The sequence below is a fragment of the Lentzea chajnantorensis genome (assembly GCF_054300775.1).
Genome location: NZ_JBSDZT010000002.1, coordinates 8,107,501 through 8,131,853, shown reverse-complemented (window position 1 = coordinate 8,131,853; position 24,353 = coordinate 8,107,501). Strand labels below are relative to the sequence as shown.

The following is a 24,353-nucleotide window of genomic DNA, read 5'->3' as shown; positions in this document are numbered from 1 at the left end:
TCGCATGGCCCGGATGCACGACGTCGTCATCGACTGCGCCCACCCCGCCTCGCTCGCCAGGTTCTGGGCGGCGGTGCTGGACGACCACGAGCTCGCGCCGTACACCGATGAAGAGCTGGAACGGTTGCGCGGCAAGGGGATCGCCGACCCCGAGGACGACCCGTCGGTGTTGCTGGACGGGTCGCCCCGGTTCTTCTTCAACCGCGTCCCGGAACCCAAGACCGGCAAGAACCGCGTGCACGTCGACCTGTGGTGCGACGACGTCGAGGCCGAGGTGGCCCGGCTCGTCGCCCTCGGCGCCGCGGTGATCAGCCGGGACGGCGTGTGGTTCGTGCTCGCCGACCCCGAGGGCAACGAGTTCTGCCTCAGCTCAACCGAACACCCCTTGTCTCCGGAAGGGTGAGGATCGCCAGGAACGTGATCACCGCCGCCACCGCCACGTACCAGAAGAACGTGGTGCCCGGCAGCGCCTGGATCACCAGCGGCGCCGTGCCGCCGAACAACGCGACCGTGAGGTTGTACCAGGCACCGATCCCGAGCCCGCGCAGCTCCGTCGGGAACAGCTCGCTCATCAACGCCGGCGCGATCGACGTGATCGTCGTGTAGAGCCCCAGGCCCACGCAGAACACCACGAGCAGGTTCCCCAGCCCCGGCTGCACCAGCGCGGACAGCGGCACGATCAGCACCGCCGTCACCGCCGACCACACCAGGATCTGCGGCTTGCGCCCCACCCGGTCCGCCAGCCAGCCCATCGGGTACTGCAGGACGATGAACACACCGGTGGCGATCGACAACGCCAGGAACACGTCGACGTCGTCCGCACCGCGGGTCTTCACCGCGAACGGCGTCAGCGCCGAGAAGAACGTGTAGAAGCACAGCGTCGACAACAGCGTGAAGCCCACCAGCTGCCCGACCGCTTTGGGGTGCTCCCGCAGCGTGGTCAGCAACGGGTTCTTCAGCTTCTCCGCCTTCGCACGGTTCTCCTCGAACTGCTCGGTCTCCGGCAGCGCCCGCCGCAGCCACAGCCCGATCAGCCCGAGCACGCCGCCGACCAGGAACGGCACCCGCCACCCGTAGGACGCCATCGCCGCCGCGTCGAGGCTGCGGCTGAGGAAGAACCCGAGCAGCGACGCCACCAGCACTGCGGCACCGGTCGAGATGTAGAAGAACGACGAGTACCGCCCGCGGTGGCTCGGCTTGGCGATCTCACCTAGGTACGCCGACGCGTTGGAGACCTCGCCGCCCAGCGCCATGCCCTGGGCGATCCGCGCCAGCACCAGCAGGGCCGGGGACAGCCACCCGACCTGCTCGAACGTCGGCAGCAACCCGATCACCACCGACCCGCCCGACATGAGCACGATCGTCAGCAGCATCGCGGTCCGCCGCCCGCGGACGTCCGCGAACCGGCCGAGCAGGTACCCGCCGAGCGGGCGGAAGAAGAAGGCCAGCGCGAACGTCGCGAACGTGCTCAGCAGGGCAGCGGCCTCGTTGCCCTTCGGGAAGATCTGCGTGGCGAAGTAGATGCTGAACGCGGTGTAGATGCCCCAGTCGTACCACTCGACCGCGTTGCCGGCCGAGGCCGCGACCAGCTTGCGCACGGGCAGTCGATGCGTTTCCGAAGTAACCGCCATGCGATCACCCTGTCACACAGCGCAATCCCCTGTGGGTGCGTCTCATCAGGCGGGGAGGGCGATACTCGTCGGCGTGCGATCCATTGGTTTGGTGACGTTGGTGGTCCGCGACTACGACGAGGCGATCCGCTTCTACGTGGACGGTCTCGGGTTCACGCTGGTCGAGGACACGCCACAGGGCGACAAGCGCTGGGTGGTGGTGTCGGCGGGCGACGGTGCGTCGTTGTTGTTGGCGGAGGCCACATCGGAGGAACAGGCCGCACGCGTCGGTGACCAGACCGGTGGCCGGGTCGGGTTCTTCCTCACCACCGACGACTTCGACCGCGACCACGCCCGCATGACCGCGTTCGGCGTGCGCTTCCTGGAGACGCCACGCGACGAGGTCTACGGCAAGGTGGCCGTGTTCGAAGACCTCTACGGCAACCGCTGGGACCTGCTTCAGCCCGCGCGGGCCTGACCGGGCGAGACGCCGACGACGCGTTTGAACGCCCGGCTGAACGCCGCCTCCGACTCGTAGCCCAGGCCGCGTGCGATCTCGCTGACCGTGGAGTCGCGGTCCTGCAAGCGGTTCATCGCCACGTGCATGCGCCACCGCGTCACGTACCGCATCGCCGACTCGCCGACCAGGCCGGTGAAGCGGGCCGCGAACGCCGAACGGGACATCGCGGTCCGCTGGGCGAGGCGGTCGACGGTCCACGGGTGCGCGGGGTCGCGGTGGATCAGCGCGAGCGCCCGGCCGATCTGCCGGTCCTGCAACGCGCCCAGCCACCCGGTGCGCGCCGCCGGGTCGTTCGCGAGCCAGGAGCGGATGGTCTGGATCACCAGCACGTCGGCGAGGCGGGTGATGACCGCCTCCCCGCCGGGGCGCAGCGTCCGCGCCTCGGCGGCCATCAGGTCGATGATCGCGCGCATGTCGTCGGCCTGGCGGACGTGCAGGACCTGCGGCAGCACCTCGACCAGGTGCTGGGCGGCCGGGTGGTCGAACCGCACCGTGCCGCACACCAGGTGCGTCACGCCGCCACCGCCGCCATGGCGCAGGATCGCGTAGTTGTCGGTCTCGAACTCGTGCGGCAAGGTCGTCACCACCGGCGACGCGGCGTCCGCGGTGCTGAACAGGCGGTGGCCCTGGCCGCCGGGCACCAGCAGGACGTCACCGGGGGCGAGGACGGTGGTCCCGCCGTCGGCCTCGACCTGGCAGCGACCGCTCGTGAGCACGTGGAACCACAGGCAGTCCGCCATGTCGGGCATCGTGAGGCCCCACGGCTCGGTCAGCTCGTTCCGGCAGTAGAAGGTGCCGGACATGCGCAGCAGGTGCAGGGCTTCGGCCAGCGCGTCCGTCATGCCCGACATTCTGGACGATCGAGCAAAGCTGCGCGATGAACTGTCATTGAGAGTCCACGCTGATCGGGACAGGGTTGGCATCATGGACACCACCACGCTCATCGCAAGCGCCGCAACCGGTCTGATGGCCGGCGTCTTCTTCGCGTTCTCCACCTCGGTGATGCCCGGTCTCGCGGACCTTCCGCCCGAACACGGCCGCGCGGCCATGCGGCGCCTGAACGCCCGCATCCAGAACCCGGTGTTCCTGCTCGTCTTCCTTGGTACCGCGGTGGTGTGCGGGATCGAGGTCGTCCAGGGGCGCCATGTCGGCGGCCTGCTTTACCTCGTCGGCGTGTTCGTGCTGACGATGGTCGTCAACGTGCCGATGAACAACCGTCTTGAACGGACCGACGACGCCTACTGGCCCGAGTACCTGCGCCGGTGGACGTTGTGGAACCACGTGCGCGGCGTCGCCGGTCTCGCCTCGGCGGTCACCCTGCCACTCGGACTTTGATGCCTTGCTTCGGTCGCATCGCCGCCAGGCTCACCGGTGTGACCCGCTGGGCGAGCAACACCGGTTTCGGCCGCTGCAGCAAAGCCTTCAGCATCACGGTCAGCTCCGTCACGGCGAGACCGGCGCCGATGCACCGGTGCGGCCCGCCGCCGAACGGCAGGAACTCGTGCGGCGCGGGCTTGTGCTCCCAGCGGTCCGGGTCGAACCGCAGCGGATCCGGCCACACCTCGGGCAACCGGTGCGTGACGTACGGGCTGTACAGCAGGAAGGTGCCCTGTTCGATCCGCTTCCCGGCGAACTCGAAGTCCCGCGTCGCGGTCCGCGCCGACACCACCGCGGGCGGGTAGAGCCGCAGCGTCTCGTTCACGACGTTGCCGAGGAACTCGTCGTCCTCCGCCGCGCGCTCCCAGATCCCGTTGTGCCGCAACAGGTTGAACACCGACCACGCCATCGCGGCACTCGTCGTCTCGTACCCGGCGGCGATCAGCGTCACCACCTGGTCGCGCACCTCCAGGTCGCTCAGCCCGTCGTCACCCCCGCCGTGCACGAGCGCCGCGAGCACGTGGTCGTCCTCGGCCGTCCCCTTCTCCCGCGCCTCCTCGATCGCCCGGTACACCCGCGCGTCGACGGCCCGCCGCGCCCGCATCGCGTTGCGCCAGGCAGGGGCGTTCAGCCGGCGCAGCACCGTCACCACGGCCGGGTTGCGGTCGATCAGGTTGATCAGCACCTGCAGGTGCGCCCCGAAGAAGTCCGCGTCCCCGGCGAGCTCCGCCCCGAACAACGCCTCGATCGTGCTGCGCCGGATCGCCCGCCGGAACTCCTGGTAGACGTCGACCACCGCACCGGGCCGCCACGCGTCGAGCGCCGCCTCGGCGTTGGCCACCATCACCGGTGCGTACCCGGCGATCCGCCGGTGCGCCAACGCCGGCTGCACGAGCCGGCGCCGCCGCCCGTGGTCCTCGCCGTCGCTGACGATCAACGACGTCGGCCCGTCGACCGGCACCAGCGACTGGAACGCCCGCTCCACCCCGAACAGCCCGGAGTTCGCGACACGAACCGGTTCGCCTCCGGCCCGAGCAGGCAGGTGTACGGGCCCAGCCGCACGACCGGCCCGAACCGCCGGTGTGCCGCGAGGAGGAGCTCGGCCCGCCGGAACCGCACGACACCCGCAGTCATGCCGAGGACACTGCCACAGAGGACCCTTCGGCAGGTGGCCTACCGCGGCGGCCGCCTCCAACGCCTGCTCCTGCACGGCTGGCCGGTGAGCACCAGCGTGAACACCACCGCGATGCTGTTCGTCGAGTGCTCGCGCCCGCTGCGGTCCGTCAGCCGGGAAAGCCCCGTCTTCGGTTCACGCTCACCCCGAACACGTCCGGTCTCGCCCTGAGCCCGTCCGGGTCGAGCTCCCGCCGCGCACCGCGCACCTCCGCGGGGTCGATGTCGGCGATCACGAGCCGCTCCTCGCCCCGCACGGGTGCCACCAGCCACCGGCCGTCCGGCCCCGCGATCGCCGACCCGCCGTCGTAGGGCGAGCGGTGCCGGGCCGCCAGGACCTCGTCCCGCAGCGGGAAACCGGCTGGCACGTCCGCGTAGTCGACCACCGCTCCGGCCGCGAGCGAGTACACCCCGCCCTCCAGCGCGACGAACCGGGTGATGTCGCCGGTCAGCCTGGTGGAGCCCGGCCACACCGACACGTGCAGGTCCGGTGCCTGCGCGTAGAGACTGTGCCGCGCCAACGGCATCCAGTTCTCCCAGCAGCACAGGCCGCCGACGCGCACACCGCCGACCTCGTGCACCTGCAGGCCGTGCCCGTCCCCGTTGCTCCACACCGCCCGTTCCTCCGGCGTGGGCACCAGCTTGCGATGCACACCGCACACACCGGTCACCGGGTCGATGGCCAGCAGCGTGCAGTACACGGTGCCGCGCCCCGGCCCGCGCTCGGCGATCCCGAGGTAGGTGAACACCCCGTGGTCCCGGACGGACTCGACGACCACCCGCACCTCGGGTCCGCTCAGCTCGACCGCGAGCTCCCGGTACGCCGCGCAGGCCGCCTCCTGCCGGTCGTCGTCGAACTCCACACCACCGGCCTCGCTGAGCCAGATCGGGTAGCCCGGCAAGAAGGTCTCCGGGAACACGACGAGCTCCACACCCTCTGCCGCGGCCCGCCCCACGAAGTCGACCACCTTGCGCACGCCTGCCTCGCGGTCCAGCCACGGACAGCGGGCCTGGGCAGCGGCAACGCGCACGACGACCTCCTCTAGGTTGACGACATGGCTGTCTCCCAACGCGACCTGCTGCGCTGGCAGTTCGAGCTGACCTGGTCGCTGTTCGAGCACCACCTGGAGCTGCTGGACCCCGCGGACCTCCTCTGGGAACCGCAGGCCCCTGCCGTGTTCACCATGCGCCACAACGGCACGGGGTGGGACCGCGACTGGCCCACGCCCGAGCAGGAACCCACCGGCGTGGCCACGACGGCCTGGCTGACGTGGCACATCGGCTGGTGGTGGACGGCCGCGATCGACCACGTGCGCGGGGACGAGCCGCGAGAGGTGGTGTGGCCGGGGCCGGAGCTGGCCGTGGAGTGGTTGCGCGGATTGCGCGCGCAGTGGCTGGACGTGCTGGCGACCGCCGACCTGGAGGCGACCACCGGCTTCCCGTGGCCGGACGGGACGATGTCCGTCGCGCACACCCTCGCCTGGGTCAACGCCGAGCTGATGAAGAACGTGGCCGAGATCGGACAGCTCCGGCGGCTGGCCGCCCGGTAGAGCCCGGCGTCAGTTCGTCACCGCCAGCGCGAACGGCAGCACCGCGGGCACCCCCTCCCTCCTGAGCAGCCGGGCGGCCACGGTCATCGTCCAGCCGGTGTCGACGTGGTCGTCCACCAGCAGCACCGGACCGTCCACACCGGACAGGTCGGGGACCTCGCCGGACCGCACCAGGCCGGCCAGCCGCTGGGCGCTGTTGGCCCGGTGCGTCGACTCGCCGAGCCAGACCGTGCCCAGCAACGGCAGCCGGCCGATCGACGAGATGCGCTGACCGAAGCTGCCCACCAGGGACGGGCGGTTGCGGGAGCCGACCACCACCACGCCGACCGGGCGCTCGTCCCAGCCCCACACCGACAGCACCTTCACGCAGGCCGCGAACACGTCGTCGGGGATCTCCCGGTCGGCGCCGTCGCCGAGCAGGTCGCGCAGCCGGTTGCCCCAGCCGATGTCGGTGAGCCGGCCCAGCGCCCGTCCCGTGGCCGCCACCTCGGACGCGGGGATCTTGCCGGACAGGTCGACGCCGATCGCCTTCATGCCGGTCGGCCACATCTTGCGCGGCGCCACGTCAACGCCCGGCCGCAGCAGCCGTTCGCGGGCAGCGCCGGCCGCGGTCTCGGACACGTCCACCGACAACCGCTCGCCCGTGCAGTTGTCGCAGCGGCCGCAGTCGTGCGCGGTCGGGTCGTCGAGCTGGTCCTGCAGGAACCGCATCCGGCACGCCGACGTCCGCTGGTACTCGATCATCACCTGCTGCTCGGCGCGGCGGGCCTCGGCGATCCGCGCGTACCGCTCGCCGTCGTACTCCCACGGCCGCCCGGTCGCCTCCCAGCCACCGCGCACCCTGCGGACGGCGCCGTCCACGTCCAGCACCTTGAGCACGACCTCGAGCCGCCCGCGCGACAGCTCGACCACCGGCTCCAGCGCGGCCGTCGACAGCGCCCTGCCCGCCCCGGACAACGCGGACAGCACCTGCCGCACGACCACCTCGGCCGGGAACGCCAGGGACGCGAAGTACGCCCAGATGTCCCGGTCCTCGTGGCCGGGCAACAGGATCACCTCGGCGCGTTCGACACCGCGGCCCGCCCGGCCGATCTGCTGGTAGTAGGCGATGGGGGAGGAGGGCGCGCCGACGTGCACGACGAACCCCAGGTCCGGCTTGTCGAACCCCATGCCCAGCGCGGAGGTGGCGACGAGGGCCTTGACCCTGTTGGCGAGCAGGTCCTCCTCGGCCCGCTGCCGTTCGGCCGGCTCGGTCTTGCCCGAGTACGCGGCCACCGCGAAGCCCCGGTCGGACAGGAACGCGGCGATGTCGTCCGCCGCCGCGACCGTGAGGGTGTAGATGATCCCCGAGCCAGGCAGCCGCTCCAGCCGCTCGGCGAGCCAGCCCAGGCGCGCCTCGGCGGTCGGCAGCTGCGCCACGCCCAGCCGCAGGCTGTCGCGGTCCAGCGGCCCGCGCAGCACCAGCGTGCCCTCCTCGGCACCGAGCCCCAGCTGCTCGGTGACGTCGTGGACCACCCGGTCGTTGGCCGTCGCCGTCGTGGCCAGCACCGGCACGCCCGGCGGCAGCTCCGCCAGCAGCGTCCGCAGTCTGCGGTAGTCCGGCCGGAAGTCGTGGCCCCAGTCGGAGATGCAGTGCGCCTCGTCGACCACGAGCAGACCGGCCGAGGCCGTCAGCGAGGGCAGCACCGAGTCGCGGAAGTCCGGGTTGTTCAGCCGTTCCGGGCTCACCAGGAGCACGTCGACCTCACCGGCGGCGACCTGCGCCTGCACCGCGTCCCACTCGTCGGTGTTGGCGGAGTTGATCGTCACCGCGTGCACCCCGGCCCGCGCCGCCGCGTCGACCTGGTTGCGCATCAACGCGAGCAACGGCGAGACGATGACCGTCGGGCCCTCGCCGAGCTGCCGCAGCAACGCCGTGGCGATGAAGTACACCGCCGACTTGCCCCACCCCGTGCGCTGGACGACCAGTGCCCTGCGGCGCTGCGCCACGAGGGTGTGGATCGCCGTCCACTGGTCCTCGCGCAGCACCGCCTCCGGGCCCGCCAGTGCCCGGAGCCGCTCCTCCGCCAGTTCCCGCAACGCGATGTCGTCCATGGGGAGCAAGCTTGCCAGGTAGGTCTGACAATTGTGATTGCCGCAGGTCGTAAGCTGTGCGGCGTGACTGAAGACCTGCGCGACCAGGTGCACGCCGCAGCCCGCCGCGCCCGCGTCGCCGCCGACGACCTCGTCCTCGCCACCCGTGAGCGCAAGGACGCCGCGCTGCACGAGATGGCCGCCGCCCTCCGCGCGCGCACGCCGGAGATCATCGAGGCCAACGGGAAGGACCTCGAAGCGGGCAGGGCGGCCGGTCTGCCGGAGAACATCCTCGACCGGCTCACGCTGACCGAGGCGCGCGTCGACGCCGTGGCCAAGGGCCTGGAGACCGTCGCGGGACTCGCCGACCCGGTCGGCGAGGTCGTGCGCGGCTCGATCCTGCCGAACGGGCTGGAGCTCAAGCAGGTCCGCGTCCCGATGGGCGTCGTCGGCATGGTCTACGAGGGCCGCCCGAACGTCACGGTCGACGCCGCCGGTCTCGCGCTGAAGTCGGGCAACGCCGCTCTGCTGCGCGGTTCCTCTACCGCCGAGCACTCGAACACGACGCTCGTCGCCGTCCTGCGCGACGCACTCGAAAGCGTGAACCTGCCGGCTGACTGCGTACAGCTGCTGCCGTGCCACGACCGCGCGTCCGTCACGGCCCTCATCACCGCACGCGGCCTGGTCGACCTGGTGATCCCGCGCGGCGGCTCCGGCCTGATCAACGCCGTCGTCGAGCAGGCGACCGTGCCCACGATCGAGACCGGCGTCGGCAACTGCCACGTCTACGTGGACGCGCACGCCGACCTCGACATGGCCGAGGCCATCGTCCTCAACGCCAAGACCCGGCGCACCAGCGTGTGCAACGCGGCCGAGTCCCTGCTGGTGCACAAGGACGTCGCCGCGGAGTTCGTCCCGCGCATCACCAAGGCGCTGCAGCAGGAGGACGTCACCATCCACGGTGACGACCAGTTCGCGCAGCAGCCCGATGTCGTGCAGGCCAACGACGACGACTGGGGCACCGAGTACCTGAGCCTCGACATCGCCGCGAGGGTGGTCGACTCCCTCGACGACGCGGTCAAGCACATCGCCCAGCACGGCTCCGGGCACAGCGAGGCCATCGTGACGAACGACGTCGCGGCGGCACGCAGGTTCACCGCCCGTGTGGACGCGGCGGCGGTGTTCGTCAACGCCTCCACGGCCTTCACCGACGGCGCCGAGTTCGGCATGGGCGCGGAGATCGGCATCTCCACGCAGAAGCTGCACGCCCGCGGCCCGATGGGCCTGACCGAGCTGACGTCCACGAAGTGGGTCGCGTGGGGCGAAGGGCACACGCGCCCGAAGGCGTAGCCCTACCTTCGGGGACATGGCTCCCACCTACCCGTTCTCCGAACCCGACGGCCTGGCCCTCGACCCGGCGTATGAACGGTTACGGCGCGAAGAACCCGTTGCGCGCGTGATGTTCCCCTACGGCGGCGAGGGCTGGCTCGTCACGTCGTACGAAGAGACGAAGTTCGTCCTGGGCGACCCGCGGTTCAGCCGCGCCCGCACCGTCGGGCGGGACGTGCCGCGGATGCAGCCCCTCATCGCGCCCGGCGGGTCGATCCTGACCTCCGACGGCGAGGACCACGCCCGCCTGCGCCGCCTCGTGTCGAAGGCGTTCACCGTGCGGCGGGTCGAGGCGCTGCGGCCGCGTGCCCAGGAGATCACCGAGGACCTGCTCGACCGCCTCGACAACCCCGGCGACCTGGTCGAGGGCTTCACGACGCCGTTCCCGGTCACGATCATCTGCGAGCTGCTCGGCGTGCCCTTCGCGGACCGCGCGGAGTTCCGCACGTGGTCGAACCAGGTCATGGGCACGGTCGGCGGCAACACGCCCCAGGAGGCGGCGGAGGGCGTCGCGAAGCTCCACGCCTACTTCACCGCACTGGTGGCGAAACGCCGTGCGCAGCCCACGGACGACCTGTACAGCGCACTGGTCGCCGCCCGTGACAACGACGACCGGCTCAGCGAGGACGAGCTGGTCCGGTTCGGCATCACGCTGCTCGTCGCCGGTCATGAGACCACCGCGAACATGCTCGGCAACAGCATCCTCACGCTGCTGGAACACCCCGGCGTCTGGCAGCGGCTGGTCGACGACCCCCAGGAAGTTCCCCGCGCGGTCGAGGAGCTGCTGCGGTTCGTCCCGCTGGGCAGCGGCGCCGGCTTCCCGCGGATCGCGACCGAGGCCGTCCGGATCGGGGACGTGCGGGTCGAGGAGGGTGACGCGCTGCTGGTCGTGGTGTCGTCGGCCAACCGCGACGAGTCCGTGTACCGCGACAGCGCCGAGTTCGACCTGGACCGCGAGACCGGTCAGCACCTGCAGTTCGGCCACGGCGTCCACTTCTGCCTCGGTTCGCAGCTCGCGCGGATGGAGCTGCACGTCGCACTGGCCGCGGTGCTGCGCAGGATGCCGGGGCTGCGGCTGGCCGAATCCGTCGAGTTCCGCAAGGGTTCGCTGGTCAGGGGCCCGTTGCGGCTCGTGGCGAGCTGGTGAGAAAAATCTTCACGAAGTCGCGTAATGGGGGAGCGGCGGGTGCGTTTCCCCGGTGCGCGGCTCTGCTTCGGGGTGGGCCGCGACCCGCACGGCCCGTCCTCCCCCTGGGCCGTGCGGTGTGATCAGCACGACGGGCGCCGGAGCTCGGGAGCGGTCCGGCGCCCGTCTACGCTGTTTCGATGCGCATCGGCGTCATGGGCGGCACGTTCGACCCCGTCCACCACGGCCACCTCGTGGCCGCCAGCGAGGTGCAGGCCAGGTTCGACCTGGACCGCGTGATCTTCGTACCGACCGGTCAGCCCTGGCAGAAGGCCTCGCGCGAGGTCTCCCCGGCCGAGGACCGCTACCTGATGACGGTCATCGCCACCGCATCCAACCCCCGGTTCTCGGTCAGCCGCGTGGACATCGACCGCGAGGGCCCCACCTACACCGTGGACACGCTGACCGACCTCAAGGCGCAGTACCCGGACGCCGAGCTGTTCTTCATCACCGGCGCGGACGCGCTCGAGCAGATCCTGTCCTGGAAACGCGCGGAGGACGCGTTCGCGTTGGCCCACTTCATCGGAGTCACCCGTCCGGGCTACACGTTGGACGACCACCACCTGCCGCCGGGCGCCGTCTCGTTGGTCGAGGTCCCGGCCATGGCGATCTCCTCCACGGGCTGCCGCGACCGCACCGCCTCGGGCCAACCGGTCTGGTACCTCGTACCGGACGGGGTGGTCCAGTACATCGCCAAGACGGGCCTGTACTCCGAGTCGTAATCACGTTCGAGTGGATTTTGCGTGCATCCGAGGGCCCGGGGAGCAACAATCGACGGGTTGTTGCTGGTTCGTGGAAGGCAAGACTTTGGCTACAGGCACCGTGAAGTGGTTCAACGCCGAAAAGGGCTTCGGGTTCATCGCGCCCGACGACGGCTCGGCTGACGTCTTCGTGCACTACTCGGAGATCCAGTCCAAGGGGTTCCGCTCGCTCGAGGAGAACCAGAAGGTCGAGTTCGAGGTCGGTCAGGGCCAGAAGGGCCCGCAGGCCCAGCAGGTCCGCCCGATCTAGTCTTCGGCGCAGGTGAAGGCCACCTCAGGGCGCTGAGGTGGCCTTCGTCATGCCTGGGCGTGAAGTACCTGTTTGGCGCTCGCCGGTACCCTCAGTAACTCGTGCGGGCGTATCGACGTCCGCCGGAAGTCAGAGGAGTGACGTGGCAGCCACCGACGAGGCACGACGGCTGGCGCTGGTCGCGGCGAACGCAGCGGCCGACAAGAAGGCGCACGACGTGACGGTGCTCGACGTCTCCGACCAGCTCGTGATCACCGATGTGTTCGTGATCGCGTCCGCTCCCAACGAGCGGCAGGTCGGAGCGATCGTCGACAACATCGAGGAGAAGCTGCGGGAGGCCGGCACGAAGCCGGTGCGCCGCGAAGGGGCCCGCGAGGGCCGGTGGGTGCTGCTGGACTTCGTGGACGTCGTCGTGCACGTGCAGCACACCGAGGAGCGCAGCTTCTACGGCCTGGAGCGGCTGTGGAAGGACTGCCCGCGCATCGAGTTCGAAGCGGACGTCCCCGCCGACACCGCGGCCGAGCAGGGGTAGCCGATGGCCCTGAGCCGGCTCGTGCTGTGGCGGCACGGCGAGACCGACTACAACGCGACCGGCCGCCTGCAGGGCCACCTGGACTCGGCGCTCACCGAGACCGGCCTCAACCAGGCGCGCTTCGCCGTTCCGGTGCTCGCCGGCTTCGAACCGGAGGTCGTGGTCGCCTCCGATCTGCAACGTGCGCGCGACACGGCGCGTGTGTTCACCACGTCCGCGGACGTGCCGTTGCGCATCGACGCGCGGCTGCGCGAGACGCACCTGGGCAAGTGGCAGGGGCTGACCACGGCCGAGGTGGACCAGGAGTGGCCGGGTGCGGTCACCGTGTGGCGCACCGACCCCACCTACACGCCGCCGGACGGTGAGTCGCGGGTCGAGGTCGCCGAGCGGGCCATCAAGGTCGTGCAGGAGGTCGACGCGGAGTTCTCCGAGACCGTCCTGCTGTGCGCGCACGGCGGCCTGATCAGCGCGTTGACCGGGCGACTGCTCGAACTGCCGGTGGAGAACTGGTCGCAGCTCGGCGGCATCTCGAACTGCCACTGGACCGTGTTCACCCGGCGCAACGACCGGTGGCGGCTGTCGTCGTACAACGCGGGCACCACGCGTTGAGACTGCTCGTCCTGGGCGACTCGCTGTCGTTCTTCGGACCGTCCGGGCCGTTGCCCGCCGATCATCCGCGGCTGTGGCACAACCTCTGTGCCGCGGCCCTGGGCGGGTCGGCGGAGCTGGCCGCGGGGTTCGGGTGGACGGCGCGGGACGCCTGGTGGGCGTTGACGGGTGATCCGCGGATCTGGTCGTTGCTGCCGTCCACGGACGTGCTGATCTTCGCGGTCGGCAGCATGGACACGCTGCCGTCGCCGCTGCCGACCTATCTGCGCGAAGGGCTGCGTTATGTGCGGCCTGACTGGTTGCGACGGTGGGTGCGCGCGCGTTACATCGCCGCGCAGCCACTGTTGGCGCCGTATGCGCGCGTTGCCCTGCCTCCGGCGCTGACGGCTCGTTATCTGCGCGACTCGCTGCAGTCAGTGCGCAATCTCCAGTACACGATGCCCGCGATCGGGATGGTGCCGTCAGTGCACCGGGCCGAGTCGTACGGGTTCGTGCACTCCGGGCACGCGGCTGCGGTGAAGGCTGTGCGCGGGTGGGCCGCACATGCGGAGGTGCCCCTGCTGGACCTGCCCGCGGTGATCGGCCCGCACGTCCGTTCGGGTGCGGGCAACCCCGATGGGATGCACTGGGGCTGGGAGGGGCACGAGCTGGTGGGCGAGGCCATGGCCGAGCTCATCTCGTCCGTGGCGGTCAATCACACGGAGGAGTGAGGGCCGTAGGCTCGTCGCTCGTGCGCATCTCCATCGTCACCGACTCCACGGCGTATCTGCCCGAGGGGTTCGCGCAGCGCCATTCGATCACCGTGGTGCCGTTGCACGTCGCGGTGGACGGTGCCGGGCGTCTCGACGGCGTCGACTTCGGCCCGGCCGAGCTCGCCGCCGCGCTGGCGGAGCACCGCCGGGTGACCACGTCGCGTCCGACACCGGGCGAGATGGCCGACGTGTACCGGGACGTGTTGTCGTCGTCCGACGCGATCGTGTCCGTTCATCTCTCGCGCGAGCTCTCGGGGACGTGGGAGGCAGCACGGCTCGCGGCGGAGGAGATCGACCCGTCCCGCATCCGCGTGGTCGACTCGCGGTCGACGGGCATGGGGCTCGGGTTCGCCGTGCTGCGCGCGTGTGCCGCTGTCGGTGCCGGGCATTCGCACGCCGAGGTCGAGGACGCCGCGTCCACCGCGGCCGCCGAGACCCGGATGTTCTTCTGCGTCGAAACCCTGGACCACCTGCGCCGCGGCGGCCGGATCGGTGCGGCCGCGGCCCTGGTGGGCACCGCGCTGGCCGTGAAGCCGCTGCTGCACGTCGACGACGGCCGGATCGTGCCGCTGGAGAAGGTGCGCACGATGAGCCGGGCGGTGGCCCGACTGGTGGACCTCGCCGCGGCGGCGGCCGGCGACGGCCCGGTGGGACTGGCTGTGCACCACCTCGCAGCCCCGGAACGCGCCGCAGAACTGGCCACCCACCTGGACGAACGCCTCCCCGGCTCGACCGGGTGCGTGATCTCGGAGGTCGGCGCGGTGATCGGCGCGCACACGGGCCCCGGCGTCCTCGGCGTGGTGGTCCTGCCAGGAGGACCGGACATCCTCCCACACACCCCCGACAATCCCGGTTCCCCGAGCAGCGAGTGATCGCGACCTGTCCACAACCCGCGAGTAACCCACAGCCCGGCACTTCCCCCGCACCCCCCACCCCTCCCACTCCGTAACTTCGACCCCATGCTCCCCCGCTCCCACCACGACGACACCCCGGCCGACCGCCTGGAAGCACTGGCCGCCAAGGTCCGCGCCGACCCGACCCTCGTCCACGCGAACTCCGCCGACTCCACTGAACACGGCCACCCCCGCCGCTTCCGGCTGCCCCGGCTGCCCCGGCTGCCCCGCCGCGGCCTGCTCGCCTTCGGCATCGCCGTTGCCTGCACGGTCATCGGCCTGTCCACCTGGCTGCAACGCCCCACCGCCGAGTCCGCACCGGACCTGGCCCTGGTCAGCACCAGCGCCCCGGCCCCCGAACTGGTCGTGAACGTGATCGGCGAGGTCGCCACCCCCGGCCTCGTCACCGCCACCTCCGGCGCCCGCGTCGCCGACGCCCTGCGCCTGGCCGGCGGCATCCACCCCGGCACCGACCTCCACGGCCTCAACCTGGCCCGCAAACTGACCGACGGCGAACAGATCGCGGTCGGCATCCCACCCCCACCCGCGGCCGTGCACCCGGCCAAGCTGAACCTGAACACTGCCTCGGCCACCGACCTCGACTCCCTGCCCGGAGTAGGCCCGGTCACCGCCCAGCGCATCGTCGACCACCGCACCCGCAAGGGCCCGTTCGCCTCCGTCGACGAACTCCGCGACGTGGAAGGCATCGGCGACACCAAACTCGCGAAACTCGCCGACCTGGTCCACACCTGACCCCCAGCGCTTCCACCCGCTGGCCCCATCCCAGACGCCGGGCTCCCGCAGCCATCCCGCTGACCTCGCCCGCCCCTGGCTGCCTGCACCTCGTCCCCGCTGACGGCCCGCACCCGAGGCCCGGCGCTCGACACCTCGCCCCACGCGCCCCACCGCGCCCTGCCCACCGCGCCCTGCCCACCGCGCCCTGCCCGCCGCGCCCTGCCCGCCGCGCCCTGCCCGCCGCGCCCTGCCCGCCGCGCCCTGCCCGCCGCGCCCTGCCCGCCGCGCCCTGCCCGCCGCGCCCTGCCCGCCGCGCCCTGCCCGCCGCGCCCTGCCCGCCGCGCCCTGCCCACCGCGCCCTGCCCACCGCGCCCTGCCCACCCGCGCCCGCGTCCCACTCACGCCCGCGCTCCACCCCACGCCCGCGCCCGTGCCCGACGCCGCGCGTTCCACAGCCCACCTCGCACTCGCCGAGAGGAACTCCCATGCCTTGCATCGTCGCCATGCCCGCACCCGACCTCATCTGGCACCAGTCCACCCGCCCCGGCCGCCTGTACTCCGGCCTCCTGCGCACCCCGTTCGTCACCGTCCGCGAGTTCTCCCCGAACGGCCTCCCACACCGCCGAGCCCGCACCCGCACAACAACCAGCCGTGCCCCCGCCACCACGCCCCGGCCTCCCACTGCCGCGCCCCGCCCTCCCACCGCCGCCTCCCGGTCTCCCACGGCCGCACCTCGATCTCCCGCCCCCGCGCCCCGGTCCTCCACCATCGCGGCGCGACCTCCCACACCCGAGCCCCGCAGACACCCAGCCCACGACCACCCCCTAATCCCCGCAACCGCCGCTGTATGGGCAACCGCCCTGGCCGCCCTGTTCCTGACCCGCCACACGGCAGTCCTCATCGGACTGTCCACAGGAACAGCCGTCCTGCTCGCCCAACGCCGAGCCTGGCGCCGCCGAGCCTGGTGCTCCAACCGCCGCGCACTCGCCACCCTCCTCACCGACCCCACCCCAAGCGCCCCGACAGCGAAGGCCCGACCATGCCTCGCAGACACCCGGTAACCCACGACTACCGCTTGGTCCCCGCAGCCACCGCGGTGTGGGCAACGGCCCTGTCCGGCCTCTACCTGAGCTGGCAGGCCGCAGTCCTCATCGGACTGTCCGCCGGCGCGGTCGGCCTGATCGCCTGGCACCGGGCGTGGTGGCCCAAGACGTGCGCGATCGCCCTCCTGCTCGCCGGCCCGATCGCCGGTGCCTGGGTCGGCAGCCACGTCCTGCGCGCCGAGACCCACCCGCTCCGCCTGGCCGCCGACGAGGGCCGCACGACCACGGTGACCGCGGAGTTGAGCACGAGACCGCGTGGCATCCGGGCCGCGGGGTTCGGCGGGCACCAGGCCGGGGTGGACCACGTCGTCGTCACCGCGACGGCGAACGGGGCCACCGTCGTCATCCTCGCGCCGGCCGCGCAGTGGCGTGATCTGCTGCCCGGTCAGCGGGTCACGGTGAAGGGCTCGCTCGCGCCGCCGAGACCGGGCGACCTCACCTCCGCCCTGCTCCGGGTCCGCGGGCCACCGGCGGACGTGCAGCCGCCACCGGCCTGGCAGCGCTGGGCCGACCACCTCCGCGACGGCCTGAGCAGGGCCAGCGCCACCCTCGGCGAGGAGGAGGCGGGACTGCTGCCCGCGTTGGTGGTGGGCGACACCGAGCACATGGTGCCGCGCGTCGTCGACGAGTTCCGGACAGCGGGCCTGGCCCACCTGCTCGCGGTGAGCGGCGCGAACCTGGCCATCGTCTGCGGCGCGGTCTACCTGCTGCTGCGGAAGACCGGTCCGCGCAAGGCGGCGGTGGGTGCGTTGGTGGCACTCGTGGGGTTTGTGGCCCTGGCCGGTCCCGAGCCGAGCGTGCTGCGGGCCGCGGTGATGGGTGCCGTCGCGTTGCTGGCGCTGTTCATCGGCCGCGAACGGTCAGCGCTGCCGTCGTTGGCGACGACGGTGCTCGTCCTGGTGCTCGTCGATCCGGCGCTGGGAGCCGATCCCGGGTTCGCGTTGTCCGTGACGGCCACGGCGGCGTTGGTGCTCGTGGCACCGAGATGGGCACGCAGGCTGAAGGAACGCGGTGTGCCGCAAGGGTTCGCCGAAGCACTTGCCGTGCCCGCGGTCGCCAGCCTCGCGACGGCTCCGCTCGTGGTCGGGTTGTCGGGGCAGATCAGCCTCGTGTCGGTGCTCGCGAACCTGGCCGTCGCACCGGTGGTGGCACCCGCGACGGTGCTGGGTGTGGTGGCGGCGGTCATCGCGCCGCTGTTCCCACCGGCTGCCGAGGTGGTGGTGCACGTGGCCGGGCCGGCCGTGACGTGGCTGGTCCTGGTCGGGCGGCACGCGGCGACGGTGCCGGGTGCGTCGCTGAGCTGGCCGGAGGGCTGGGTCGGCGGGCTCGCGCTGGCGGTGGTCACGGCGATCGTCTTCCTGTTGTTGCGCAACAAGAAGACGCGGGTGCTGACGGTCGCGCTCCTCGTCGGCGGCTTCGTGGCGCTGGTGCCGATGCGGACCATCGCGCCGATGTGGCCACCGGCCGGCTGGAAAGTCGTGAGCTGCGACGTCGGCCAAGGCGACGCGCTCGTGCTGGCCACTGCGGAGGCCGACCGCGCGGTTGTGGTCGACACCGGGCCCGACCCCGGCGCGATCGACCGGTGCCTGAGGACGTTGGGGATCACGCGGATCCCGCTGATCGTGCTGTCGCACCTGCACGCCGACCACATCGGCGGTCTGCAGGCGGTGCTCGCCGGGCGTGCGGTGGGCGCGGTGGCGGTGGGACCGCTCAAGGAGCCGGCGTGGGCGTGGAAGGAGGTCAACGAGCAGGCGCGCGCGAATGGCGTGCGGGTGCTGGAACCGAAGGCGGGTGAGCGGTTCGCCTGGCCGGGGCTGGAACTGGAGGTGCTGGGCCCGCGGCGGCAACCGGTCGTCGCGGAGACGAACACGGTCGTGAACGACTACTCGCTCGTACTGCGGGCCACCACACCCGCGGGCCGGGTGCTGCTCACCGGTGACGTCGAACTGGCCGGCCAGGCCGCGTTGCTGGGGGAGCGGGACCTGGGGGCCGAGGTGCTCAAGGTGCCCCACCACGGCTCACGTTCCTCGTTGCCCGCGTTCCTGGAACGCGTGCGACCGCGGATCGCACTGGTGAGCGTCGGCACCGGCAACCGCTACGGGCACCCGAGCCCGCAGGTGATCGACGCGCTGCGGGCGGGTGGCGCCCTGGTGTTGCGCACGGACAAGGACGGCGACCTGGCGGTGTTGCCAGGAAGCCGAGTCGTACGAAGGAAAAGGAGAAGGAAGATGGACCAGGTCTGGATCAGGCTCCACAACGCGCGCTACCCGATTCCCGGCGGCACGCCCGGTTTCGCCTGGGCGATGTGGCAGCCCGGTTACCCCGCCACCCAGTGGCCGCACGACGAACTGAAGCCCGACTTCGCCTACTACCTCTGCGAAACACTGGAGGACGGCAGCCGCGCCATCACCTACCGCGCCCGCGCCACGCACGTGCTGCCACCCACGGAGGCCGCCGACGCGGACGCCGCCTACGACCTCGTCGCCGAGCACGTGTTCGACGACGGCATGCGCATCGCCCCGGACGTCTGGCACGAGTACCACTACAACGCCCTCAAAGCAGAAGCCCCGTGGCCGCAACGGATCGTGGCCTGGCGCGCCGAGGTGGAACCGGTCGGCCCGCACGTTCGCGACGAGCTGCGCCGCTTCCCGCGCACGGGCTGGACGAAGTCGGCCGCGATCACCCTCTGACGCTCACCGCGTGAAACGACGCGGTCCGGGGACGCGGACGTCCCCGGACCGGGAGGAGGTGATCTGCTGAACGAACGACCTAGCCCAGTGCCTTGAGCACGGCCTCGGCCGACGGCGGCACAGTGGCGCGCGGGCCGATCGTGTCGCCGAGGGCGTCGAGGGTCTTGAGGCCGTCACCGGTGATCAGCAGGACGGTCTCGCCGTCGGGGTCGAGCTGGCCCGTCTCGATCAGCTTCTTCGCCGTCGCCACGGTCACGCCGCCGGCGGTCTCGGCGAAGATGCCCTCGGTGCGGGCGAGGAGCTTGATGCCCTCGACGACCTCTTCGTCGGTCACGTCCTCGATGGCGCCGTTGGTGCGGCGGACCGTGTCGAGCACGTACGGGCCGTCGGCGGGGGCACCGATCGCCAGCGAGCGGGCGATGGTGTCGGGGCGGACCGGGCGGATGACGTCGTGGCCGTCCTTGAAGGCGGTGGACACGGGCGAGCAGCCGGTGGCCTGGGCGCCGAACACGCGGTACGGGGAGGCCTCGACGAGGTCGAGCTGGCCGAGCTCGCGGAAGGCCTTGTCGATCTTGGTGAGCTGGGAGCCGGAGGCGACCGGCACGACGATCTGGTCGGGCAGGCGCCAGCCGAGCTGCTCGGCGACCTCGTAGCCGAGGGTCTTGGAGCCCTCCGCGTAGTACGGGCGGACGTTGACGTTCACGAACGCCCAGTCCTCGTGTTCGGCGGCGAGCTCCTGGGCGAGGCGGTTGACGTCGTCGTAGTTGCCGTCGACGGCGATCAGGGCGCCCTCGTAGACGGCGCTCATGAGGATCTTGGCGCGTTCCAGGGAGGAGGGGACCAGTACGACGGACTCCCAGCCGGCGCGGGCGGCGGCCGCGGCGACGGCGTTGGCGAGGTTGCCGGTGGAGGGGCAGGCCAGGACCTTGAAGCCGAGCTCGCGGGCGGCGGCCAGTGCCACGCCGACCACGCGGTCCTTGAAGGAGTGGGTGGGGTTGCCGGTGTCGTCCTTCACCCAGACCTTGCGTACGCCCAGCGCCTTCGCGAGGCGGTCGGCCTCGACCAGGCGGGTGCCGCCGGGGTCGGTGTTCGGGTGCTGTTCCACAGTGGACGGAACGGGCAGAAGGCCGCGGTAGCGCCAGATCGAGCGGGGGCCGGCCTCGATGTCCTCGCGCCGCACCTTGCCGAAGTCGTAGGCCACTTCCAGCGGCCCGAAACACTCGAGACAGGCGTATTCCGGAGCGAGAGGGGTCTCATTTCCGCACTCACGGCACAGCAGCGCGCGGGCGGGGCCGAGGTCGAACTTGGTGCTCGTGGGCACAGTGACAGCAGTCATCGCGAGGTATCTCCTCATCTTTCCCGCGAAATCGAACGGGTCGGAATTGGCACCGTGATCGTCTGCGCATAGCGCTGACGCCGGTTGCCGGGGCTTCTTCGGGCCGGTCCCTCTGCCCCTCTGGATGAGCGGTGTTCAGTTGTGGCCACCAACGTACGGCACGTCTCCGCCGCTCGGCCACAAACGTCCACGATTCGGGACGTGGGAGGATGCGGAGCGTGAGCGCACCGGAGTCACTGCACCTCGTCGTCGGCGAGGAGGAGTTGCTGGTCGAACGCGCAGTTCGGGCGGCACTCGAGGCCGCGCGCGCGGTCGACGCGTCGGCCGACCTGACCCGCGTTCAGGTGAGCGATCTCACGCCGCCGGAGCTCGCCGAGCTGGTGAGCCCGTCGCTGTTCGCCGAGGGCCGGGTGATCGTCCTGCAGAACGCGCAGGACATCAGCAAGGAGATCGCCGACACGGTGCTCTCCTACCTCAAGGCGCCCGCGGACGGGGTGACGCTCGTCGTCGTGCACACCGGTGGCGGCCGCAGCAAGGCGGCCAAGGACCTGCCCGGCCAGCTGAAGAAGGCCGGTGCGGCGGTCACCGAGTGCGGCAAGGTCACCAAGTCGGCCGAGCGCGAGGCGTTCGTGCGCAACGAGGTGCGGCAGGCAGGCGGCAAGATCGACCCCGAGGCGGTCGCGACGCTCATCGACGCCGTGGGCACGAACCTGCGCGAGCTCGCCGCGGCGGCCTCCCAGCTGGTGTCGGACACCGACGGCAAGGTGACGGTCGAGGAGATCCGCCGCTACCACCAGGGCAAGGCCGAGGTGACCGGTTTCGCCGTCGCGGAGAAGGCCGTCACCGGTGACCGTGCGGGCGCGATGGAGTCGTTGCGGTGGGCCATGCAGCTCGGTGTGCCGCACGTGCTGGTCGCCGACGCGCTGGCGGACGCGGTGCGCACGGTCGCACGCGTCTCCGCGGTGGGCCGGGCCGACCCGTTCAGCCTGGCCGGTCCGCTCGGCATGCCGCCGTGGAAGATCAAGAAAGCTCAGGCGCAGGCCCGCGGCTGGGAGCAGGCGGGTCTCGCGGACGCGATGCAGGTGGTCGCGGGGCTCAACGCCGACGTGAAGGGCGTGGCCGCCGACGCCGACTACGCGCTGGAGCGCGCCGTGCTGCGGATCGTGGCGGCACACGGCCGCCGGTAGCACCCTCGCGGCGTTCCCGCGGAACCGTCCACGCACCGGAATTGACCGTGCCGCGCCAGCTTCCGCACGGAACGGCGCGTCGTGAAGCCCAATGAGGTGAATGCGTGGAGCGACTCCATGGCCCTCATCCCCACCAGAACAGCGAAAAGGGCCCGCTCCACGAGGAGCGAGCCCTTCCCGACGGCTCTGAGGTGAGCGGAATCAGCCCTCGAGCTGGTTCGCGCGCAGCGCCATCGCCGACTTCTTGTTGGCGGCCTGGTTGGCGTGGATGACGCCCTTGGTGGCGGCCTTGTCGAGCTTGCGGGACGCGTCCTGCAGCAGCTCCAGGGCCTTCGCCTTGTCACCGGCCTCGGCAGCCTCGCGGAACTTGCGGATGGCCGTCTTGAGGGACGACTTGACCGACTTGTTGCGCAGGCGCGCCTTCTCGTTGGTCTTGATCCGCTTGAGCTGGGACTTGATGTTCGCCATGCGACATCACCCTTCTGTGTCGAAACCGGAGTTCGTGACGCGCTTGGTCGGCACCGGCGAGAGCCGGCTCTCCTCCACGGCGGAGCGCCGCGCGTTCACGACGACGAAGGATATCAGGCCAGCTCAGCGCACCGTGAACCCGGCCTGGTCGGCACGAGCTGACAGCACGAACGCCGTGGAAGCGGTTCAATGCTGCTGAAACGCCTGTTCAGCGTGCCGCAGTGACCGGTCAACCCGCGTCCGGTTCCGGTTCCGGTTTTTTCGGCGGACGGCCGCGGCGCGGCATCTTCTTCGCTTCACCGGGCAGCCGGCCTGCCTCCGCCAGCGCACGCCGCAGCAGGAACTCGATCTGCGCGTTGGTGCTGCGCAGCTCGTCGTTCGCCCACCTGCTCAACGCGTCGTGCACGGCCGGGTCGAGCCTGAGCAGAACGCTTTTGCGCTCCGCCATCAGGTGTACAGCGACCCGGTGTTGACCACGGGCTGGGTGGAGCGGTCACCGCACAGGACGACGAGCAGGTTCGAGACCATCGCCGCCTTGCGCTCCTCGTCGAGCTCCACGACGTCGTGCGCGGCGAGCCGTTCCAGCGCGAGCTCGACCATGCCGACGGCGCCCTCGACGATCCGGGTGCGGGCCGCCACGACCGCGCCCGCCTGCTGCCGCTGCAACATGGCGTGGGCGATCTCCGGCGCGTACGCGAGGTGCGTGAGCCGCGACTCGATGACCTTCACGCCCGCGGACTGCACGCGTGCCGAGATCTCGATCGCGAGCGTCTCGGTGATCTCGTCCGCGTTCTCCCGCAGCGACAGCCCCGCCCCCTCGTGGTTGTCGTACGGGTAGCTCGTCGCGATGTGCCGGACCGCGGTCTCGGTCTGGATGCCCACGAACCGCACGAAGTCGTCGACCTCGAACCGTGCGCGCGCGGTGTCCTCGACCTGCCACACGACCACGGCGGCGATCTCGATCGGGTTGCCGTCCGCGTCGTTGACCTTCAGCGTCTGCGTCTCGTGGTTGCGGATGCGGGTGGAGATCTTCTCCCGCGTCGTCAGCGGGTTCGCCCACCGCAGGCCGTCCGAGCGGACCGTGCCGACGTAGCGGCCGAGGAACTGCAGCACCCGCGCCTCACCGGGCGCGACGGTGAACAGCCCCTTCATCAGCAGCGACGCCGCCAGGAGCACCAGCACCCCCGCGACCAGCAGCCCCGCCGACGGCTCGCCGCCGTTGGCCTCCGCGACCCTGACTCCCTCGATGATCGTCCACACGCCCACCGCGAACACCGCCAACCCTGCGAAGAACATCGGCAGACCGGCGATCTCCCGTGCGTGCTTCTCGCGCACGACAGGTGCCGGCATGTGCACTGTCGTGTCGATGGTTGCGCTCATCCAGACCCCCTGGTGAAGTAGTATCTAAGTGATATCACTTTTTTGCGGTTGATCGCAAGTTAGGCTGAGCCGCATGAGGGTGAAGAAGCAGCGTGTGGCCGCGTACGGGGTGTGCGTCGACGAGGCGGACCGGATCCTGCTGGCGCGCTGGCTTGGCCCAACGGGCAAACGTTGGATCCTCCCCGGCGGTGGCATCGAGCACGGCGAGCACCCGTACGACGCGGTCGTCCGCGAGGTCGAGGAGGAGACCGGGTTCACCGTCGAGGTGGTGCGCCTGCTCGGCATCGACTCGGAGCTCCGCACCGAGTCCCGCCGCGACTACCACGCACTTCGCATCATGTACGAGGTCCGGATCATCGGCGGCGAGCTGCGCAACGAGGTGGGCGGCACGACCGACCTCGCCCAGTGGCACCCGCTCGCAGACGTCGGACAACTCGACCGCGTGCCGTCCCTCGACACCGCCCTCGGCCTCTACCGGACCGCCCCACCCGCGGGAATTCTGCGGTAGGTTCGCTCCTGCCGCCGCCAACTGCCCACAACGGAGTTGGCGAATGATCCGATCACTGGCCGCTGTCGCCGCGGCCGCCCTGCTGTTGTCCTTCGTCCACGTGCCGGCCCAGGCCGCCGTGGTCGCCGTCTCGACCGTGTCCTCCCTGCAGGCCGCGATCGACACCGCCCGCCCAGGCCAGCGCATCGTCCTCGCACGAGGCGTCCACCCGGCCGACCGGCCCGTCAAGATCACCAGGTCCGGCATCACCGTCGCCGCGCAGACCGTCGGC

General features: G+C 71.3%; 26 protein-coding genes and 1 riboswitch (1 of these 27 running past the window's edge). Of the genes, 17 read left to right on the top strand and 9 right to left on the bottom strand.

The window, feature by feature from the left end; all coding sequences use genetic code 11:
• The first annotated feature begins 4 nt into the window (after positions 1-4).
• A complete protein-coding gene (locus ACVDFE_RS38935; protein ID WP_458433926.1) occupies positions 5-403 on the top strand; it encodes a VOC family protein in 399 nt (132 codons plus the stop codon).
• Here ACVDFE_RS38935 and ACVDFE_RS38930 read toward each other — a convergent pair.
• Positions 366-1,631: an MFS transporter gene (locus tag ACVDFE_RS38930; protein WP_360399356.1), complete on the bottom strand. Its 1,266-nt coding sequence runs from the start codon at positions 1,629-1,631 to the stop codon at positions 366-368. The genes ACVDFE_RS38935 and ACVDFE_RS38930 overlap by 38 nt on opposite strands.
• Before the next feature lie 73 nt (positions 1,632-1,704).
• Here ACVDFE_RS38930 and ACVDFE_RS38925 point away from each other — a divergent pair, with 73 nt between their 5' ends.
• Complete coding sequence (locus ACVDFE_RS38925) at positions 1,705-2,088, top strand: VOC family protein (protein ID WP_360399353.1); 384 nt, start codon at positions 1,705-1,707, stop codon at positions 2,086-2,088.
• On the opposite strand, the gene ACVDFE_RS38920 is transcribed toward ACVDFE_RS38925, so the two are convergent.
• Entirely contained in the window at positions 2,070-2,972 is a 903-nt protein-coding gene (locus tag ACVDFE_RS38920; RefSeq protein WP_458433925.1) for an AraC family transcriptional regulator, read from the bottom strand. The genes ACVDFE_RS38925 and ACVDFE_RS38920 overlap by 19 nt on opposite strands.
• On the opposite strand from ACVDFE_RS38920, the gene ACVDFE_RS38915 reads away from it, so the two are divergent.
• Positions 2,971-3,465, top strand: a complete 495-nt coding sequence (locus ACVDFE_RS38915) for an anthrone oxygenase family protein (protein ID WP_360399347.1) — start codon at positions 2,971-2,973, stop codon at positions 3,463-3,465. The genes ACVDFE_RS38920 and ACVDFE_RS38915 overlap by 2 nt on opposite strands.
• On the opposite strand, the gene ACVDFE_RS38910 is transcribed toward ACVDFE_RS38915, so the two are convergent.
• On the bottom strand, positions 3,443-4,492 hold the full coding sequence (locus ACVDFE_RS38910; RefSeq protein WP_458433924.1) for a cytochrome P450: 1,050 nt from the start codon (positions 4,490-4,492) through the stop codon (positions 3,443-3,445). The genes ACVDFE_RS38915 and ACVDFE_RS38910 overlap by 23 nt on opposite strands.
• Positions 4,493-4,790: 298 nt before the next feature.
• Positions 4,791-5,711 carry a carbon-nitrogen hydrolase family protein gene (locus ACVDFE_RS38905; RefSeq protein ID WP_458433923.1) on the bottom strand — a complete coding sequence of 307 codons (921 nt, stop codon included), beginning with the start codon at positions 5,709-5,711 and terminating at the stop codon, positions 4,791-4,793.
• Positions 5,712-5,735: 24 nt separating this feature from the next.
• Between ACVDFE_RS38905 and ACVDFE_RS38900 the strand changes: the two genes are divergently transcribed.
• Positions 5,736-6,230 carry a DinB family protein gene (locus tag ACVDFE_RS38900; RefSeq protein WP_458433922.1) on the top strand — a complete coding sequence of 165 codons (495 nt, stop codon included), beginning with the start codon at positions 5,736-5,738 and terminating at the stop codon, positions 6,228-6,230.
• 9 nt (positions 6,231-6,239) lie between these two features.
• On the opposite strand, the gene ACVDFE_RS38895 is transcribed toward ACVDFE_RS38900, so the two are convergent.
• Complete coding sequence (locus tag ACVDFE_RS38895; protein WP_458433921.1) at positions 6,240-8,324, bottom strand: RecQ family ATP-dependent DNA helicase; 2,085 nt, start codon at positions 8,322-8,324, stop codon at positions 6,240-6,242.
• Between the two features lie 63 nt (positions 8,325-8,387).
• Between ACVDFE_RS38895 and ACVDFE_RS38890 the strand changes: the two genes are divergently transcribed.
• From ACVDFE_RS38890 to ACVDFE_RS38845, 10 genes are all read left to right on the top strand, one after another.
• Complete coding sequence (locus ACVDFE_RS38890; RefSeq protein WP_458433919.1) at positions 8,388-9,653, top strand: glutamate-5-semialdehyde dehydrogenase; 1,266 nt, start codon at positions 8,388-8,390, stop codon at positions 9,651-9,653.
• Between the two features lie 16 nt (positions 9,654-9,669).
• Positions 9,670-10,839: a cytochrome P450 gene (locus ACVDFE_RS38885; RefSeq protein WP_458433918.1), complete on the top strand. Its 1,170-nt coding sequence runs from the start codon at positions 9,670-9,672 to the stop codon at positions 10,837-10,839.
• A 179-nt stretch (positions 10,840-11,018) separates the two neighbouring features.
• Positions 11,019-11,600, top strand: a complete 582-nt coding sequence (gene nadD, locus ACVDFE_RS38880) for a nicotinate-nucleotide adenylyltransferase (protein ID WP_360399323.1) — start codon at positions 11,019-11,021, stop codon at positions 11,598-11,600.
• 85 nt (positions 11,601-11,685) lie between these two features.
• On the top strand, positions 11,686-11,889 hold the full coding sequence (gene cspE, locus ACVDFE_RS38875; protein WP_053735596.1) for a transcription antiterminator/RNA stability regulator CspE: 204 nt from the start codon (positions 11,686-11,688) through the stop codon (positions 11,887-11,889).
• Positions 11,890-12,031: 142 nt separating this feature from the next.
• Positions 12,032-12,421, top strand: a complete 390-nt coding sequence (gene rsfS / locus ACVDFE_RS38870; RefSeq protein ID WP_360399320.1) for a ribosome silencing factor — start codon at positions 12,032-12,034, stop codon at positions 12,419-12,421.
• A 3-nt stretch (positions 12,422-12,424) separates the two neighbouring features.
• A complete protein-coding gene (locus ACVDFE_RS38865) occupies positions 12,425-13,030 on the top strand; it encodes a histidine phosphatase family protein (protein WP_360399317.1) in 606 nt (201 codons plus the stop codon).
• Positions 13,027-13,740, top strand: coding sequence for a diglucosylglycerate octanoyltransferase (gene octT, locus ACVDFE_RS38860; RefSeq protein WP_360399314.1), 714 nt, complete (start codon positions 13,027-13,029; stop codon positions 13,738-13,740). Before ACVDFE_RS38865 ends, octT begins: the two co-directional genes overlap by 4 nt.
• Positions 13,741-13,760: 20 nt before the next feature.
• Positions 13,761-14,654, top strand: coding sequence for a DegV family protein (locus tag ACVDFE_RS38855; protein ID WP_360399311.1), 894 nt, complete (start codon positions 13,761-13,763; stop codon positions 14,652-14,654).
• A gap of 87 nt (positions 14,655-14,741) precedes the next feature.
• Positions 14,742-15,428 (top strand): helix-hairpin-helix domain-containing protein, encoded by a 687-nt coding sequence (locus ACVDFE_RS38850; protein ID WP_458433917.1) that lies wholly within the window; start codon positions 14,742-14,744, stop codon positions 15,426-15,428.
• A gap of 1,021 nt (positions 15,429-16,449) precedes the next feature.
• Entirely contained in the window at positions 16,450-19,203 is a 2,754-nt protein-coding gene (locus ACVDFE_RS38845) for a DNA internalization-related competence protein ComEC/Rec2 (protein ID WP_458433916.1), read from the top strand.
• Between the two features lie 79 nt (positions 19,204-19,282).
• Here the strand turns inward: ACVDFE_RS38845 and thrC are convergent, their stop codons facing one another.
• Positions 19,283-20,539: a threonine synthase gene (gene thrC / locus ACVDFE_RS38840; RefSeq protein ID WP_458433914.1), complete on the bottom strand. Its 1,257-nt coding sequence runs from the start codon at positions 20,537-20,539 to the stop codon at positions 19,283-19,285.
• An 11-nt stretch (positions 20,540-20,550) separates the two neighbouring features.
• A riboswitch (SAM riboswitch) is annotated at positions 20,551-20,670 on the bottom strand.
• A 78-nt stretch (positions 20,671-20,748) separates the two neighbouring features.
• Here thrC and holA point away from each other — a divergent pair.
• Positions 20,749-21,726 (top strand): DNA polymerase III subunit delta, encoded by a 978-nt coding sequence (holA, locus tag ACVDFE_RS38835; protein ID WP_458433912.1) that lies wholly within the window; start codon positions 20,749-20,751, stop codon positions 21,724-21,726.
• A gap of 201 nt (positions 21,727-21,927) precedes the next feature.
• Here the strand turns inward: holA and rpsT are convergent, their stop codons facing one another.
• The 3 genes from rpsT to ACVDFE_RS38820 form a co-directional block, all read right to left on the bottom strand.
• On the bottom strand, positions 21,928-22,194 hold the full coding sequence (gene rpsT, locus ACVDFE_RS38830) for a 30S ribosomal protein S20 (RefSeq protein WP_030468084.1): 267 nt from the start codon (positions 22,192-22,194) through the stop codon (positions 21,928-21,930).
• A gap of 229 nt (positions 22,195-22,423) precedes the next feature.
• The gene (locus ACVDFE_RS38825; RefSeq protein WP_458433910.1) at positions 22,424-22,642 is read right to left on the bottom strand and encodes a hypothetical protein; all 219 of its coding nucleotides are present in this window, start codon (positions 22,640-22,642) and stop codon (positions 22,424-22,426) included.
• The gene (locus ACVDFE_RS38820; protein ID WP_458433908.1) at positions 22,642-23,574 is read right to left on the bottom strand and encodes an SPFH domain-containing protein; all 933 of its coding nucleotides are present in this window, start codon (positions 23,572-23,574) and stop codon (positions 22,642-22,644) included. The genes ACVDFE_RS38825 and ACVDFE_RS38820 overlap by 1 nt, the downstream gene beginning before the upstream one ends.
• A gap of 73 nt (positions 23,575-23,647) precedes the next feature.
• Between ACVDFE_RS38820 and ACVDFE_RS38815 the strand changes: the two genes are divergently transcribed.
• Complete coding sequence (locus tag ACVDFE_RS38815) at positions 23,648-24,082, top strand: NUDIX hydrolase (protein WP_458433906.1); 435 nt, start codon at positions 23,648-23,650, stop codon at positions 24,080-24,082.
• A gap of 43 nt (positions 24,083-24,125) precedes the next feature.
• Positions 24,126-24,353, top strand: the start of a protein-coding gene (locus ACVDFE_RS38810) for a polysaccharide lyase 6 family protein (protein ID WP_458433905.1). It continues 1,116 nt past the right edge of the window; only the first 228 of its 1,344 coding nucleotides appear in the window; the start codon lies at positions 24,126-24,128; the stop codon falls past the right edge of the window.